The organism is Caulobacter sp. 05T431 (genome assembly GCF_056665975.1).
On the sequence record NZ_JBFTKU010000002.1, the window covers coordinates 17,243 to 32,530 of the forward strand.

At 69.2% G+C, this 15,288-nt stretch carries 15 protein-coding genes; 7 read left to right on the forward strand and 8 right to left on the reverse strand.

The features are described 5' to 3' along the window. Positions 1-288: 288 nt before the first annotated feature. The gene (locus AC1U89_RS01710) at positions 289-1,284 is read right to left on the reverse strand and encodes an alpha/beta hydrolase family protein (protein ID WP_479897920.1); all 996 of its coding nucleotides are present in this window, start codon (positions 1,282-1,284) and stop codon (positions 289-291) included. 120 nt (positions 1,285-1,404) lie between these two features. Between AC1U89_RS01710 and AC1U89_RS01715 the strand changes: the two genes are divergently transcribed. The 4 genes from AC1U89_RS01715 (at position 1,405) to AC1U89_RS01730 (ending at position 6,177) form a co-directional block, all read left to right on the forward strand. After that, positions 1,405-2,178, forward strand: coding sequence for a LytTR family DNA-binding domain-containing protein (locus AC1U89_RS01715; RefSeq protein ID WP_479897921.1), 774 nt, complete (start codon positions 1,405-1,407; stop codon positions 2,176-2,178). 431 nt (positions 2,179-2,609) lie between these two features. Then, positions 2,610-3,305: a response regulator transcription factor CtrA gene (gene ctrA, locus AC1U89_RS01720; protein ID WP_029914069.1), complete on the forward strand. Its 696-nt coding sequence runs from the start codon at positions 2,610-2,612 to the stop codon at positions 3,303-3,305. A 241-nt stretch (positions 3,306-3,546) separates the two neighbouring features. Then, on the forward strand, positions 3,547-4,926 hold the full coding sequence (locus AC1U89_RS01725; protein ID WP_479897922.1) for a peptidoglycan DD-metalloendopeptidase family protein: 1,380 nt from the start codon (positions 3,547-3,549) through the stop codon (positions 4,924-4,926). 78 nt (positions 4,927-5,004) lie between these two features. Next, on the forward strand, positions 5,005-6,177 hold the full coding sequence (locus tag AC1U89_RS01730) for an acyltransferase family protein (RefSeq protein WP_479897923.1): 1,173 nt from the start codon (positions 5,005-5,007) through the stop codon (positions 6,175-6,177). A 119-nt stretch (positions 6,178-6,296) separates the two neighbouring features. Here the strand turns inward: AC1U89_RS01730 and AC1U89_RS01735 are convergent, their stop codons facing one another. The 4 genes from AC1U89_RS01735 to AC1U89_RS01750 all read right to left on the reverse strand — a co-directional run bounded on the left by AC1U89_RS01735 (position 6,297) and on the right by AC1U89_RS01750 (position 7,919). After that, the gene (locus AC1U89_RS01735; protein WP_479897924.1) at positions 6,297-6,992 is read right to left on the reverse strand and encodes an HAD family hydrolase; all 696 of its coding nucleotides are present in this window, start codon (positions 6,990-6,992) and stop codon (positions 6,297-6,299) included. A gap of 85 nt (positions 6,993-7,077) precedes the next feature. Next, the gene (locus AC1U89_RS01740) at positions 7,078-7,260 is read right to left on the reverse strand and encodes a hypothetical protein (RefSeq protein ID WP_479897926.1); all 183 of its coding nucleotides are present in this window, start codon (positions 7,258-7,260) and stop codon (positions 7,078-7,080) included. 95 nt (positions 7,261-7,355) lie between these two features. Beyond that, positions 7,356-7,490 carry a hypothetical protein gene (locus AC1U89_RS01745; protein WP_479897927.1) on the reverse strand — a complete coding sequence of 45 codons (135 nt, stop codon included), beginning with the start codon at positions 7,488-7,490 and terminating at the stop codon, positions 7,356-7,358. A gap of 138 nt (positions 7,491-7,628) precedes the next feature. Further along, on the reverse strand, positions 7,629-7,919 hold the full coding sequence (locus AC1U89_RS01750; RefSeq protein ID WP_479897928.1) for a DUF1272 domain-containing protein: 291 nt from the start codon (positions 7,917-7,919) through the stop codon (positions 7,629-7,631). Between the two features lie 263 nt (positions 7,920-8,182). Here AC1U89_RS01750 and carA point away from each other — a divergent pair, with 263 nt between their 5' ends. Both carA and AC1U89_RS01760 read left to right on the forward strand, forming a co-directional pair. Next, complete coding sequence (gene carA / locus AC1U89_RS01755) at positions 8,183-9,349, forward strand: glutamine-hydrolyzing carbamoyl-phosphate synthase small subunit (protein ID WP_479897930.1); 1,167 nt, start codon at positions 8,183-8,185, stop codon at positions 9,347-9,349. 129 nt (positions 9,350-9,478) lie between these two features. Continuing rightward, positions 9,479-9,871 (forward strand): globin family protein, encoded by a 393-nt coding sequence (locus AC1U89_RS01760; protein ID WP_479897931.1) that lies wholly within the window; start codon positions 9,479-9,481, stop codon positions 9,869-9,871. Between the two features lie 2 nt (positions 9,872-9,873). Here AC1U89_RS01760 and AC1U89_RS01765 read toward each other — a convergent pair whose 3' ends face one another. From AC1U89_RS01765 to AC1U89_RS01775, 3 genes are all read right to left on the reverse strand, one after another. Continuing rightward, positions 9,874-11,502, reverse strand: coding sequence for a carboxylesterase/lipase family protein (locus AC1U89_RS01765; protein WP_479897932.1), 1,629 nt, complete (start codon positions 11,500-11,502; stop codon positions 9,874-9,876). A gap of 111 nt (positions 11,503-11,613) precedes the next feature. Next, positions 11,614-13,005, reverse strand: coding sequence for an alpha/beta hydrolase family protein (locus tag AC1U89_RS01770; protein ID WP_479897933.1), 1,392 nt, complete (start codon positions 13,003-13,005; stop codon positions 11,614-11,616). Positions 13,006-13,074: 69 nt separating this feature from the next. After that, positions 13,075-14,406: a glycoside hydrolase 5 family protein gene (locus AC1U89_RS01775; RefSeq protein WP_479897934.1), complete on the reverse strand. Its 1,332-nt coding sequence runs from the start codon at positions 14,404-14,406 to the stop codon at positions 13,075-13,077. 212 nt (positions 14,407-14,618) lie between these two features. On the opposite strand from AC1U89_RS01775, the gene AC1U89_RS01780 reads away from it, so the two are divergent. Next, positions 14,619-15,284 carry a glutathione S-transferase family protein gene (locus AC1U89_RS01780; RefSeq protein ID WP_479897935.1) on the forward strand — a complete coding sequence of 222 codons (666 nt, stop codon included), beginning with the start codon at positions 14,619-14,621 and terminating at the stop codon, positions 15,282-15,284. Positions 15,285-15,288 lie beyond the last annotated feature (4 nt).

Sequence of the window (15,288 nt, forward strand, 5' to 3'; positions counted from 1 at the left end):
CTTTGGGCCCCGGGCGTTAATGGGGAGTGAAGTAGCGGCTTATGGTTAATCGGCTCTTGAGGATTGTGGTTAGGCTGGGGGCTGCGTCCTTATGTCTTGGCCGCGTTCGGCGGTGAGGTCGCACGCTTCGCACCCCCTCCATCCGTCATTCCCGCCCTTGTGGCGGGGCACCCCTGGTTCAGCTCGCAAGTGAAGCGCCTTGGCGCGCCGGCGCGCCACACCACCGCCCTTGCGGCGGACAGAGGGGTTCCCGCAACAAGGGCGGGAATGACGGAGCGTGAGGGGGGGCTAAGGTTTCATCAGATTGGCCTTGAAGAACCCCACCACCTTGGCGTCGAAATCCTTGTGGAAGGCCGTGCGGTCGAAGTCCGGGGCGCTGTTGCAGATGGACGGCACGTTCTTGCGGGTCCAGGCGTCGCAGGGCGCCAGGAAGTCGAAATGCCGCGCCCCGGGCACGAGGTGGAACTCGGTCGAGGCGGCGGGCAGGGCCTTCAGCACGGCGGTGGCGTGGAACGGGTCGGGCAGGATCTCGTCGTCGGACGCGCGCCACAGCTGGACCGGGGCCTTGATCCCCGCCAGGGTCTGCTCACGGAACGCGTAGCCCAGGGCCGGGGCGGCCGAGACCACGGCGCGGATGCGGCTGTCGTGCACCCAGGGCGCGGCCGCCTGGGCGGTGTTCATCGGGACCCTGCCCAGCAGCTGGCAGTCATAGTGGGTGGGGTTGTCGCGGCAGTGGCCCGGGATGCGGCCGAAGTCCAGCTCGCCGCCCGCCGCCGCCAGCACCGTGAAGCCGCCCGACGAGAAGCCGAACGCGCCGACTTTTTCCGGGTCCAGCCGGGCGTGGTCGTTCCAGTCGCCCAGCATGTAGTCGATCAGCACATGCAGCTGGCGCGGACGGTCGACCATGTCGGTGGCGTGGCTCTGGTCCTTGTAGTTGTCGCCGCTGTGGGTCAGGGCGGCCACGACGAAGCCGGCCTTGGCCAGGGCGACGGCGGTGTCCCAATGGCCGCCGAACCAGCCGCCGTTGCCGTGCGACATGACGATCAGCGGCAGGTGGTCGCCGGCCAGCGGGGCGCCGAGCGCCAGGGGCTGGTCGCCCAGGTTGGGCGGCGGGGCCGAGGCGGGGGTGTCGGTGGGGTACCAGATCCCGACCTCGATGGGCTGGCCCTTGGGATCGGGCATGGAGACCGTCTTGAAGCCGACGTCCGCGGCGGCCACGGCGGGCGAGGCCAAGCAGGCGAGGGCGAGGAACAGGGCGGGCAGGCAGGGAAGCAGGCGGCGCATCGGCGGCTCCGAAGTGGAAGAAGGCCCATCGGATGAGGCCGGCGGCGAACCTTCGCCACGCCCGATGCGTGAACGGGCGAATGGGTTCGCGAACCGGCGATCGGTGGGTATAGAAGCGGCATGACCTCCAAGGCCGCGCTCTTCGGCGCTCCCCGCGACTGGGCTGTCGACATCGCCGTGGCGACGGCGGTGGGCGCCTTCCTGGGCGTGGTCGGGCCCTATGGCAGCTACTTCAACGGTCCGCTGATCGTGCGGCTGGCCTACTGGATCACCGGCATGTGGATCGGGGTGGTCGTGTTCGGCCTCGGCGTGCGCCTGGCCCTGGCGGTGGGCCGGCGCTTCGGCGTGCCCGCCTGGTTCATGGCGGCGGTCGCGGCGCTAATCGGGGCGGCGATCCAGACCCTGATCGTCTCGCGCATCGCGGTGTGGCTGTGGCCCCAGCTGTCCTACTTCACCCCGATGGTCTGGTTCGGCCAGTGCCTGGCGATCTCGATCCCGCTGGTGGGCGGCTACCTGCTGCTGCGCCCGCGCCTGCTGCGCTCCGAGGTCGAGCCCGCGCCGGCCCCGGTCGTCGTCGAGGAGGCCCCCGCGCCCGTCGTCGGCCCGGTGCTGTGCCTGCGCATGGAGGACCACTATGTGCGGGTCTGCACCCCCGGCGGCTCACGCCTGGTGGCCGGTCCGTTCGAACGGGTGATCGCCGGCATGGCCGAGGAGGGGATGCGGGTGCACCGCTCGTGGTGGGTGGCCCGGGCGGCCGTCACCGGGGTGGTCGCCGACGGCCGGAACCTGCGCCTAACCCTGAGAGGCGGCCTCACCGCGCCCGTCTCCCGCGCCTCGGTGGCCAAGCTCCGCGAGGCCGGTTGGCTGGCCCCCGAGCCGGTCGGCGAAAAATAGGGTGAAACCCGCCGCGACCGGACGTCGCGGACCGCCTAAGGCCAGGCTCGCGGCGACGCTCCAGGACCTGCGGCCAAGGCTGTAAATTTCTCGCGACAGAACGCCGCAATCTCGCCTCATAGGTGAACGGCCAAGCCGTCCCAGAGGGCCAAAAGCGGAGCAATCAGGTCCTTTACAAGTCCGGGAAATCAAGCATTTCCGGCCAAAAGGAATCGTCTTGACGGACTGTCCACAGGCCCCTGCGACCAATGTGCCAACCGAGTCGTTGACCGCTTGCGCCCGATTCGCAAATCAGATTAACCATTTCTCCAACGAGATCGTTCACCAATTAACCTGTCTTAAATTAACTGTCCGGCAGAGTGCAGGACGGGTTTCACCGGCGGATTCCGCCTAGCTGTCGAATATTGCCGCCCAAGGGCGGGGAGGGCTGCATGCGCGTACTGTTGATCGAGGATGACAGCGCCACCGCGCAGACCATCGAGCTGATGCTGAAGTCTGAGGGCTTCAACGTCTACACGACGGATCTTGGCGAAGAGGGCGTGGATCTGGGCAAGATCTATGACTACGACCTGATCCTGCTGGACCTGAATCTGCCGGACATGAGCGGCCTGGATGTTCTGCGCACCCTGCGGGTGGCGAAGGTGAACACGCCGATCATGATCCTGTCGGGCAGCGCCGAAATCGACACGAAGGTGAAGACCTTCTCGGGCGGCGCCGACGACTACATGACCAAGCCCTTCCACAAGGACGAGATGATCGCCCGCATCCACGCGGTGGTCCGTCGTTCGAAGGGTCACGCCCAGTCGGTCATCAAGACGGGCGACATCATCGTCAACCTGGACGCCAAGACGGTGGAAGTGAACGGCAACCGCGTTCACCTCACCGGCAAGGAATACCAGATGCTGGAGCTGCTCTCCCTGCGCAAGGGCACGACCCTGACCAAGGAGATGTTCCTCAACCACCTGTACGGCGGCATGGACGAGCCCGAGCTGAAGATCATCGACGTCTTCATCTGCAAGCTGCGCAAGAAGCTGGCCGCCTCGGCCCAGGGCAAGCACCACATCGAGACGGTCTGGGGCCGCGGTTATGTGCTGCGTGACCCGAACGAGCAGGTCAACGCGGCGTAATCGCCAGCGAACGAGACCCGAAAAGTTGAGCGCCCGCCTCCTCGAAGGCGGGCGTTTTTCTTTGTGAAGACAGGGGTTTAACCCTGTCCGTGACAAATCGCCCGAAGCACCGAATAGTCCTTGCCCGAAGGTGGCGTCATCCGTCATTTTCCGGCGCGAGGTTTGCTGGGGGGCATCCCAGCCGTGTCATTTTGAACGTCGCGGCATCGCTACCAGTCGGGGCTTACCAGTCGGGGGCTTGATGCAAGAATTCGATCCGAGGCGGCCGACCCTGCGTCTGGCCCCGAAAATCTTCACCGCGATCGCCGGTCTGGCCGCCCTGGGCCTAGGCTGGAAGCTGACCGCCAGCGACGCGCCGGTCCAGGTGGTCCAGGCGCCGCTCGACGCCAACGCCCTGGCCGCGCTCCAGCACGCCGCCTTCGCCAGCGCCGAGGCCCAGCCGGGCTTCGAGCGTCCGGAATCGATCCCGGTCAAGGTGCGTCCGGGCGAGACCCTGGAAGGCGCGGTCCTGCGCACCGGCATCGCCCCCAACGACGCCCACCAGGTGGTGGCCGCCCTGCAGGGCGCGATCGACACCGTCAACATCAAGGCCGGCATGGCCTTCGAGGCCGCCGTCGCCGAGCGCCGCAACGGCCGCGCCGGTTCGGCCCGCCTGATCGGCCTGTCGATGCGCACCGGCCCGTCCTCGACCCTGACCGTCTCGCGCACCTTCGACGGCGCGATGAAGCTGCGCGAGCTGGAGGAGAAGGTCACCGACGAGACCAAGGTCGCCTGCGGCAAGATGGAGGGCTCGTTCTACGAGAGCGTCTCCGACGTCGGCGGCACGCCGGCCATCGTCAGCCAAGCCGCCCAGCTGTTCTCGCACAAGATCGACTTCTCGCGCGACATCCACGAGGGCGACAAGTTCTGCCTGGTGTTCGGCCGCAAGGTCACCGAGAGCGGCCGCACGGTCGAGGCCGGCGACCTGGAATACGCCGAGGTGAAGGGCCAGAAGTTCTACGCCTTCGACCGCGACGGTCCGGACGGCAAGCCGCAGTTCTTCGACGAGCTGGGCAAGAACATCAAAGGCTTCCTGCTGCGCACGCCGGTCGACGGCGCCCGCATCACCTCCACCTTCGGCCAGCGTAAGCACCCGGTGCTGGGCTACACCCGCGCCCACCAGGGCGTGGACTTCGGGGCCGGCACCGGCACCCCGATCCTGGCGGCCGGCGACGGCGTGGTGCTGGAGGCCCGCCGCTGGAGCGGCTACGGCAACTGGCTGCGCATCCGCCATTCGGGCCAGTGGGACACCGGCTACGGCCACATCTCGCGCTACGCCGCCGGCATCCGTCCCGGCGTCCACGTGCGCCAGGGCCAGGTGGTGGCCTATGTCGGGGCCACGGGCCTGGCGACCGGCCCGCACCTGCACTACGAAGTCTGGCTGAACGGCAAGCGGGTCAATCCGATCGGCGCCAAGGTGCCCCAGGGCACCATCCTGGCCGGCGGCGAGCTGAGCCGCTTCAAGGCCCAGCGCGCCCGCATCGACCACCTGCTGGCCGCCGGCGACGCCGTCGAGGACAAGGCCGCGCCAAAGCTGGCCATGGCCTCGCTCGATAAGGGCAAGGGGCCGGCGCTGCGATAGCACGGCCGGGGACATGCCCTTGTGGCGTGTCCCCATGAATGAGCGCCGCGCCTGCTGTTGGGGACACGCCGCAAGGGCATGTCCCCGATCACGAGCTTGACCATCGCCTCGCCGCGTCTCATCCCTGACCGGATGAAAGCGCTACCCGCCCTCAAGCCCGACTCCGAGGACATGCTGCACCTCGACGCCCTGCGGATCGTCGGGGCGCTGATGATCGTGGTCTTCCACTTCAACCGCTACATCAACCTGGACGGCCGCTGGCAGGTGGCCGACGACATGATCAAGGGCTTCAGCCTGATCGTGGACCTGTTCTTCCTGATCTCCGGCTACGTCATGGCGGCGATCTACACCGGCCGGCTGACGAGCTGGGCCAAGTACGGGACCTTCCTGAAGAAGCGGGTGGCGCGGCTGGGGCCGCTGCATTGGGCCACGATGCTGGTGTTCGTGGGCGTCTGGGCGGCCGGGGTGCTGCACTGGGGCGGCGACGTCGACCCCAAGCGCTACGACCTCGCCTGCATCGTCCCCAACGTGCTGTTCGTCCACGCCTGGCATACCTGCCATTCCCAGACCTGGAACTTCGTCAGCTGGGCCATCAGCGCCGAGATGGGCCTCTACCTGGCCCTGCCGCTGCTGTTTTGGATCACCGGGCGCGGGCGGATCGTGACGGCGGTCGTGGCCGTCGCCAGCTTCGTGGTCCTGCTGCTCAATCCCGACGGCGAGATGCCCTTCCACCAGTGGACCTGGAACTTCGGCGTGCTGCGCGCCGTGCCGGGCTTCCTGCTGGGCATGCTGGCCTTCCAGCTGCGCGAGCCGCTGGGCAAGCTGCCCCTGGCGCGCTTCTGGATGTGGGGGCTGCTGGCGGCGTTCCTCGTGGCCTCGACCTTCCGGATCGAGCGGACCCTGCTGCTGCTGATCGTCTACGCCCTGGGCCTGGCCGGCGTGGCGGCCGACGCGGCCGGGACGCAGGGCGGGGTCAGCCGCCGCCTGGCGCCCTGGGCCCAGCTGAGCTTCAGCCTCTACCTGCTGCACCCGATCGCCCTGAAGATGGGGATCAACTGGGTGGGCGTGGCCGCCTGGGGCCTGACCGGCGACGCCCTGCGGCTGTGGGTGCTGTTCTGGGTGCTGGCCCTGATCCCGGCGGCCTATCTGTCGCTGGTGCTGTTCGAGCGGCCGGCGCGGGACTGGATCAGCGGGCTGGGCGCGAAACCGAGAACCCTCTCCCGGAGGGAGAGGGAGGGACCCGCCGCTTAGCGGTGGGAGGGTGAGGGGTTAGGAACGGTTGACGGCGTGCCGGCACGCCGGTCGAGGGTGTAACCCCTCATCCTCCCGCGCCTTCGGCGCGGGCCCCTCCTTCTCCCTCTGGGAGAAGGTTACTTCAGCCCGTCCACCCAGCCCGGCAGCTCGGAAATCGACCCCAGCTCCGCATACCGCTGATGCTCCTTCGGCGCCGTCGCCGCTTCGTGCGCCCAGACCAGCGGATACGGGATCAGCGCCGCCCAGGCGCCGGCGTCCAGGGCCGGGATGATGTCGGACTTCACCGAATTGCCGGCCATCACCGCCTGCTCCGGCCCGGAGCCATGGCGGGCGAAGACGCGGCGATAGGTGTCGGCGTCCTTTTCGGAGACGATCTCGACGGCGGCGAACAGGTCGCCCAGGCCCGAGGCGGCCAGCTTCTGCTCCTGGTGCAGCAGGTCGCCCTTGGTGATCAGCACCAGGCGGTAGCGCTCGGACAGGGTCGCCAGGGCCTTCTCGACGCCGGGCAAGGGCTCGACCGGCTCGGTCAGCATCTCGCGGCCGGCGGCCAGGATCTGCCGGATCACGCCGATGCTGACCTGGCTGTCGGTCAGGTCCATCGCCGTCTCGATCATCGACAGGGTGAAGCCCTTGGCCCCGTAGCCGTAGAGCCGCAGGTTGCGCTTCTCGGTCTCGGCCAGCTTGGCGTCGATCTGTTCGGCGTCGCCGTAGGGGGCCAGCAGTTCGACGAACCGCTTGTGGGTCAGGCGGAAGATCGTCTCGTTGTGCCAAAGGGTGTCGTCGGCGTCGACGCCGACCGTCGTGACGGGCATTGGGGGCTCTCCGGGCCGAAGCCGGGTGATACGCCGCGTCGGGCGTCCAGGCCAAGACGTCGCGTGCGGCCACGCGGCGCGGGCGTCAGCCTTCCTCGCCGTCGCCTTCGACGTCCTGGATCGGCTCGCCCTCGCCGCGGAACGTGCGCTCCTCCAGCTTGAGGCGTTCTTGCTCGAACCGGTTGGTCAGGTGGAGCATCTGCTCCGTCAGGTTCGCCGACACGGCCGAGGCCGGTTCTTGGGCGGGATCGTCATAGGAATCCGACATGCAGACTTACAGACACAGCTAGGGCGCCCCCGCCCATGCCTCTGCAAACGATGTCGGCTGCCCGACGTTCCTAGGGCCAAGCTAGGTTTTTCGACCTAGAACCACTGCGTCACGAAGATCGCCGCGCTGACCGGCACGGCGGCCACGAGCAGCACGCGCAGGCCCGTCTCGACCAGGCCGAACCAGCCGGCGGCGGGGACTGGGGCGATGCGGGCGACGAGGGTGCTCATGGGTCTGCTCCTTGGAGCTTGACTGTAAGCTCCAAGATATTAACGCGCCGCCGTCGCCGACGGATGCGTTCCTGCGACAAGTTGTTCCAGCCGTGGCGCCGAAGCGACAGCTGGACCCCGAGCGCTACAGCCCGGGCGCTACACCCAGGACGGCGGCGGCTGTCGGTTGTCCGTCGGCGCCGGGCGCGCGGCGAAGGTCCGGTGGCCCTTGTAGACACGGCGCAGCGAGGCGGGGAACCGGTGCAGGGCCCCGGCGGGGCGGATCGGGCGAGCCGAGAAGTCGCCGCCGCAGTCGGGGCAGACGCCCGAGAATCGCGTCTCCACGCACGCGATGCAGAAGGTGCTCTCGAAGGTGCAGATCCGCGCGTCCGGGCTGTCGGGCGGCAGGTCGCGGTCGCAGCACTCGCAATTGGGACGCAACTCGAGCATGGGCCGTCCTCCCGTGTTCTCGTGCTTCTTGTGGCGCTTAACCCTTCAAGCATAAGGGCTTGGAGGCTTCCCGCGCGAGGGGACTCTTTCACCGATCACGGGAATGTGGGGCCAAGCTCCGACTCCCGTGATCCAGGGGGTTGACCCCCCCGTCATACCCCCCTAGACACGCCGCCGTTTGCGCGGCGGGTCGGGGTACACCTCGACCCGCCTTTTTGCGACAATAGACACCCCCACCACGCGTTTAGGAGGCGCTTTCCGAGATGTCCCAAGACCTTCTCCCCGGCGTCACCGGTATCCTGGCCCTGGCCGACGGCACCATCCTGCAAGGCGTGGGCTGCGGCGCGATCGGCGATGCGGTCGGCGAGGTGTGCTTCAACACCGCCATGACCGGCTATCAGGAGATCCTGACCGACCCCTCCTACATGGCCCAGATCGTCGCCTTCACCTTCCCGCACGTGGGCAATGTCGGCACGAACGTCGAGGACATCGAGCAGATGGCCGGCGGCGCCGAGACGGCCGCCCGCGGCGCGATCTTCCGCGACGCCCCGACCGACCAGGCCAACTGGCGCGCCGACAGCGACTTCGACGGCTGGATGAAGCGTCGCAACATGATCGGCCTGGCCGGCGTCGACACCCGCGCCCTGACCCGCAAGATCCGCGAGACCGGCATGCCGCACGGCGTGATCGCCCACTCGCCGACCGGTGAATTCGACATCCCCGCCCTGGTCGCCAAGGCCAAGGCCTGGGCCGGCCTGGAAGGCCTGGACCTAGCCAAGGACGCCTCCACCACCCAGACCTTCACCTGGGACGAGGGCCTGTGGTCGTGGCCGGAAGGCTACGCCAAGCTGGACAAGCCCAAGTACGAGGTCGTGGTCCTGGACTACGGCGTCAAGCGCAACATCCTGCGCGCCCTGGCCCATGTCGGCGCCCGCGCCACGGTGGTGCCGGCCAACACCTCGGCCGAGGACATCCTGGCCCGCAATCCCGACGGCGTGCTGCTGTCCAACGGCCCGGGCGACCCGGCCGCTACCGGCGAATACGCCGTGCCCGAGATCAAGAAGCTGGTGGACAGCGGCAAGCCGGTGTTCGGCATCTGCCTGGGCCACCAGATGCTGGCCCTGGCGGTGGGCGCCAAGACCGTGAAGATGGAGCAGGGGCACCACGGGGCCAACCACCCCGTGAAGGACCTGACGACCGGCAAGGTCGAGATCGTCTCGATGAACCACGGCTTCACCGTCGACAGCGCTTCGCTGCCGAAGGCGGTCACCGAGACCCACGTCTCGCTGTTCGACGGCACCAACGCCGGCATCGCCCTGACCGACAAGCCGGTGTTCAGCGTCCAGCACCACCCCGAAGCCTCGCCCGGCCCGACCGACAGCCTCTATCTGTTCGAGCGCTTCGCCGGCCTGATGGACGCGGCGAAGTAAGCCTCGCCCACAAGGCGCAGCTTCCACAAAACGACTACCAGACTGTCATGGCCGCATCACGCTCCCCGCCGGGGAGCGTGATAGCCTTTTCGCGTTCCGGTTCACCTGCGACCCTTCCGCGAGGATCCCATGACCTATGAACGCATCGGCGGCGAGGCCGTCGCCAACGCCGCCCTCGACGACTTCTTCCAGCGCGCCCAGGAAGACGACCTGCTGGCCCATCTGGTCGGCCCGGTGATCTCGCCGGGCGTGCGGGCCTTCATGGCCGCGGCGCTGGACCTCGACAACAACGACGAGACCCGCCTGACGCCGGCCCTGGCCTGGCTGTCGGAAGAAGGGCTGGAGGACGACGACCTCGACCACATGGTCGGCCATCTGGTGCTGGTCCTGGAGGCGCGCGGCCTCGACGACGACCTGACCGCCGAGATCGCCGACCGCGCCGAAGCCCTCCGCGACGCCGCCCTGGGCGTCTGGCCCGAGGACGACGAGGACGAGGATGAAGAGGACGAGGTGGCGGCCTAGCCCTACGTCCCGAACTGCGTGAACGGGACCTTGTTGAACAGCTCGCGCTCGGCCCCGCGCGGGTCGTCCTCCAGGCGCGAGACGGTGTCGAACACCATGGTCTGGCGGCGCGGCAGCTCGTAGGGCTGCCAGTTGGGCAGGGACGAGGTGTTGGGGTTGCCCGTGCGCGCGAAGGCGATGAAGGCGTCGGCCAGGGTCTCGTGCATGGCCACCGCGTCGGGGCCCGAGCCGGTGATCACGCCCGGGGCGTCGAAATTGCCGAACACCAGCTGCATGTCCAGCGTATGGGGCGCGCCCCAGAAGCCGCCGTCCTTGGGCGCGCGCCAGTTCAGCTGGTAGGCCCAGGCGGGGGCGCCGGCCTTGGCCCGTTCCTCGTCCTGGATGATCGCCGCCTTCCACGAGCGGCCGGCGGTGGCCGCCGCGAAGTAAACGTCCGAGGGCGTGTAGTCCGGATAGATCTTGCGATAGGCCGCCACCACCGTGGCCGGATCGATGTCGACGCGGGCGTTGAACTGGCTGGGCAGCTTGGCGATCACCTGCTCCCAGGTCAGGTTCATCAGGCTCTTGTCGTAGCCGACGAAGCCGCGCACCTCGTCGTGGGTGTTGCCGCACATCATCGGCACCGACAGGCCCACGGGCGAGGCGTCAGGGAAGAACGGGTGGCGGGTCAGGGTCCGCTCGTCCAGCACCGGGCCCATATAGACGCCGCCGCTACCGGCGATCGGATCGGTGGCCTTCAGGCCGTTCAGGAAGGTCTCGGCGGGCAGGGCGCGCAGGGCGGCCAGGTCCTTGACCCCCAGCTTGTCGATGAAGCCCTTGGCGCGCTTGGTGGCGTTGAACGGGCCGGCGGCGGTGACCTGCTGGCCGCTCATCGTCGCGGCGCGGTGGAACAGGCCCTTGGCCGTCGGCATGGCCATCAGGGTGGCGATCTTGGCCCCGCCGCCCGACTGGCCGAACAGCATGACATTGCCCGGATCACCGCCGAACGCGGCGATGTTGTCGCGCACCCATTGCAGGGCCAGGACCAGGTCCATCTGGCCGACATTGCCGCTGTCGGCCACCGACGGATCGTCGAACAGTCGGGCCAGGTACAGGTAGCCGAAGGCGTTGAGGCGGTGGTTGACCGTCACCACCACCACGTCGCCGCGCTTGGCCAGCTTGGTCCCGTCGTACCAGGGGCTGGCCCCCGAGCCGGTGTTGTAGGCGCCGCCGTGGATGTAGAACATCACCGGCCGCTTCACGCCGTCGGCCAGCCCGCCCTTCTTGCCGGCTTTCGCGGGAGTCCAGACGTTGAGGAACAGGCAGTCCTCGCTCTGGCTCTCGCCGTCCTCGCCCTTGCCCTGCGGGCAGGCCGCGCCATAGGCCAGGGCGTCGGCGACGCCGGTCCAGGGCTTGGGCGGCTGGGGCGGCATGAAGCGTCCCGCGCCGCCGGTGTCGGCGCCGTAGCGCAGGCCCTTGAACACCTGGACGCCTTCACCCGTCGCGCCCCGCACCTTGCCGTAGGTGGTGGCCACCACCGGACCCGGCTTCGCACTCGCGGCCTGGCCCAGGCTGGGCGCGAGGCCAGCGGCGGCGACCGCGCCCCCGGCGATCAGCAGCTGGCGACGGTCGAGGGGGTTCGAGGTGTCCATGGGCTTCCTCCGGCGTCTTGGCGGCGCACTAGCGGGATAGAAAATGACACCGGTGACAAGGTGCGAAAACCCATTTTCCGCATACCCCGTGACGAGCGGATTTGAGAAAGGTCAGCCCTTCGCGTGGGCCGTCACCCAGTCGACGATCACCGCCAGGGCGGCCGGCGCCATGGTCTCCTCGATCGCGCCGTAGCCGGGGGTCTGGCCCGGCGGCACGGTCTGCAGCAGATGGTTCAGGCCGGGCAACTCCTTGACCGTGGCGTCGGGATTCTGGGCCAGGGCGGCGCGCATCGGCGGCAGGTTGATGGCCGGAATGACGTTCAGGTCCTGGCCGCCGTTGACGTCCAGCACCGGGCATTTCAGCGCCTTCAGGTTCGGGACCGGATCGGCCGTCAGGAAGTAGCGGATCCAGGGCAGGGTCAGCATGGCGGCCTTGCGCTCGGCGGCGGCGTCCGGCGTCCCGCCGGCCACGAACAACGCCTTCAGCTTAGCGGCCGCCGCCGCTTGGTCGGGCTCGGCCTTGACGATCTCGTAAGCGGCGCGGTTCTCGGTCGAGGCCGTCTCGACCTGGGCCAGCGGCGCGCCGTGGGCCAGCATCAGGGCGCGGGTCTGGCTCAGCAGCACCCGCTCGCCGTTCACGCCCGGCCCGCCGATCATCGCCACGAAGGCGATGCGCGGATCCTTGGCCGCCACCATCGGCGCGATCAGCCCGCCCTCGCTGTGGCCGATCAGGCCGACACGCGCGGGATCGATGTCCTTGCGGGTCCGCAGGAAGGCCACGCCGGCCTCGACGTCGGTGGCGAAGTCGGCGCTGGTGGCGGCCATCAGCGTCTTGCCGGCTTCCGAGCCGCCGACGCCGCGGTCATCGACCCGCAGCACGGCCACGCCCTTGCGGGTCAGGGCGTCGGCGATCAGCAGGAACGGCTTGTGGCCCTCGATGGTCTCGTCGCGGTCCTGGCTGCCCGAACCGGTGATCATCAGCGCGACGGGGAAGGGGCCGGCGCCTTGGGGCAGGGTCAGGGTTCCCGCCAGCTTCAGGCCCGAGGCCGGATTGACGTAGGCGACCTCCTCGGCGCGATAGGGGAAGGGCGGCTTGGGCGTCTGGGGACGCACGGCGGCCGCCGGCGCGGTGCGGGTGAAGGTCAGGGGCGCGGAGCCGCCGCCCTGGCGCCAGGCGCCCGCCAGGCTGGCGCCGTCGGCGGCGACCGTTCCCTCGAAGCGGGCGGCGGGGCTGGTCAGCACCACCGTCAGGGACGAGCCGCTTAGGCTGACGGTGGCGGGCAGGCCCGACGCGCCCTGGGAAGGGCTGTCGATGCTGCCGGTTCCGTCGGCCTGGACGTGCAGCACCAGCGGCAGCTTCACCCCGACGTTCAGCGTCCCGTACCAGTCGCCGAGGATCGGCGTCAGGTCCTGGGCCTGGGCGGTCGCGGGAGCCGCGAGGGGGGCGACCAAGGGGATCGCGGCGGACAGGGCGACCAGCGCCGGACGAACAAGCTGAACCATGATCCCCGAACCGTGTTTCGACGGCGGCAGCATAAGCACGGCCAAGCCTGGCTGGGGAGGGGCCTGATGCTAGAGCGCCGCCACGGCCGTGGCGTGGTCGCGGATGACGGCCAGGGTTGAGGCGTCGGCGTCGAACACCCCGAACAGGCCCTGTTCCTCCTGCGGCGGATCGCCGACATAGGCGCGGTCGCCCATCTTGAACCAGGCGTCGGCGTGCTGGGCGCGGCCCTCGCCGTTCCAGGCCCAGAAGTTGGTCCCCGCCAACGGTCCGCCGGCCTTCATGTCGGCTTCCACCAGGCCGAACATCATCCGGTAGAAGCGGTCGCGATAGGCGGTCGGGCTGCCCGGGGTGAAGGCGCGATCCTCGCGGATCAGGCCGAATTCCTCGATCACCAGCGGCTTGCTCATCTGCTTGGCGATGGCGATGTGGCGGGCCACGTAGTCGCGGCACCTGGCCTCGCCGGCGTCGTAGGTGGCCGGCTGGTTCTTGAAGTCGATCCAGCCCCAGTTGTTGGGCCAGACGTGCAGGGTCAGGTAGTCGATGCTGGCCGGCTTGTGGGCCTCGACCACGCAGGCCTCGCGCTCCAGGCAGCCCATGGCGCCCTCGCTGCCGGTGGTGACCAGGTGGTGGGGATCCAGCGTCTTGATCAGGGCCGAGGTCTCGGCGATCCAACGGTAGTAGGTGGGCAGGTTGGGGACGCCGAAGGCCTCGCTGCCGCCCGGGCGCGGCTCGTTGGCCAGTTGCCAGGCCATGATCGTGGGGTCGTCGCGATAGGGCTTGCCGGTCACGCTGCTGACCCGGCCGACCAGGGCCCGCAGGTAGTGACGGAACAGGTCCTGCGCCTTCGCATCGCCGTAGAAGCGGGCCGAGTAGTCGGCGAATTCGGGCCAGGGGTGGGCCGGATCGCCCTGCTGGAACCACGTCCCGTTGCCGGTCCAGCGCAGATAGGCCGGCATGCCGCCCGACCAGTCCCAGAAGTTGTTGACGTAGATCACCGCCTTCATGCCGCGCTTGGCCATCTCGGCCAGCAGCACGTCCAGGCCCTTCAGCAGGTCCTGGTCGTAGTCCTGGCCCGGGCCGCGGAAGGTGGGGTCGATGGCCACCTTGGCCGGCGAGCGCTCGCCGGCGCCCAGGACGCGCAGGTTGGTCACGCCCAGGGCCTTCAGCCGGTCCAGCTCGCGGCCCAGCCGCGCGCGGTCTCCGGATACGCCCGGCGAGCCCAGCCAGGCCCCGTACCACAGGTTCGCGCCGACGAAGCGGTAGGGCTTGCCGCCCAGGCTGAGGCGGCCGTCCTTGACGGTGACGAAGGTGGAAGGCGGCGCGGCGCTCCAGGCGGCCCCGGCCGAGCCCGCGGCCATGGCGGCGGTCCCGGCGACCATCAGACGGCGTCTCGACAGCATGCTTGCCTCCCCTTGTTTTGCCCCAGCCTAGCGGACGGCGGCGGCGCGAGGGAAGGGATTAAATAAATTTGTTTTCGGAATGCCCGCGACCGTCCCGGCATCGCCGCGCGTGGAAAAATGCTGTCCTGTGTCGGGGCGCGCGCCCGCCGCGCGTCCTCGGGACAACCAAGGCGATGCGGAAGACCGTCGCCGTGAGCCACCGGAGAAACGCCATGACCTCGCCGCGCCCCACCATCACCGCCTTCAAGGCCTCGCCCGACCGCGGCCGGGGCCTGGCGCGCGACATGCGCGTGCGCTGGGCGCTGGAGGAGGTGGGCCAGCCCTACGACGTGCGGCTGGTGACCTTTCCCGAGATGAAGGCGCCGGCCCATCGGGCGCTGCACCCGTTCGGCCAGATCCCGACCTACGAGGAAGGCGACCTGGTGCTGTTCGAATCCGGCGGCATCGTCTTCCACATCGCCGACACCCATGCCGGCCTGCTGCCCGACGAGCCCAAGGCCCGGGCGCGGGCGATCACCTGGATGTTCTCCGCGCTCAGCACGGTGGAGCAGTCGATCGTCGAGCTGCAGTTCGTCATGTTCGCCGAGCGCGACAAGAGCTGGCACGACGAGCGGCTGGCCATGGTCCACGACCGCATCCGCGCGCGGCTGGGCGAGCTTTCCGACCGCCTGGGCGAGGCCGACTGGCTGGACGGCGACTTCAGCGCCGCCGACCTGATGATGGCCTCGGTGCTGCTGCGGGTGCGCGGGGCGGGCCTGCTGGACGAGTTTCCCAACCTCGCCGCCTATGTCGCCCGCGCCGAGGCCCGGCCCGCCTACCAGCGCGCGTTCGCCGCTCAGCTGGAGGTCTTCCACGCGTCCCAGGCGCAGGGCGGCTAGACCC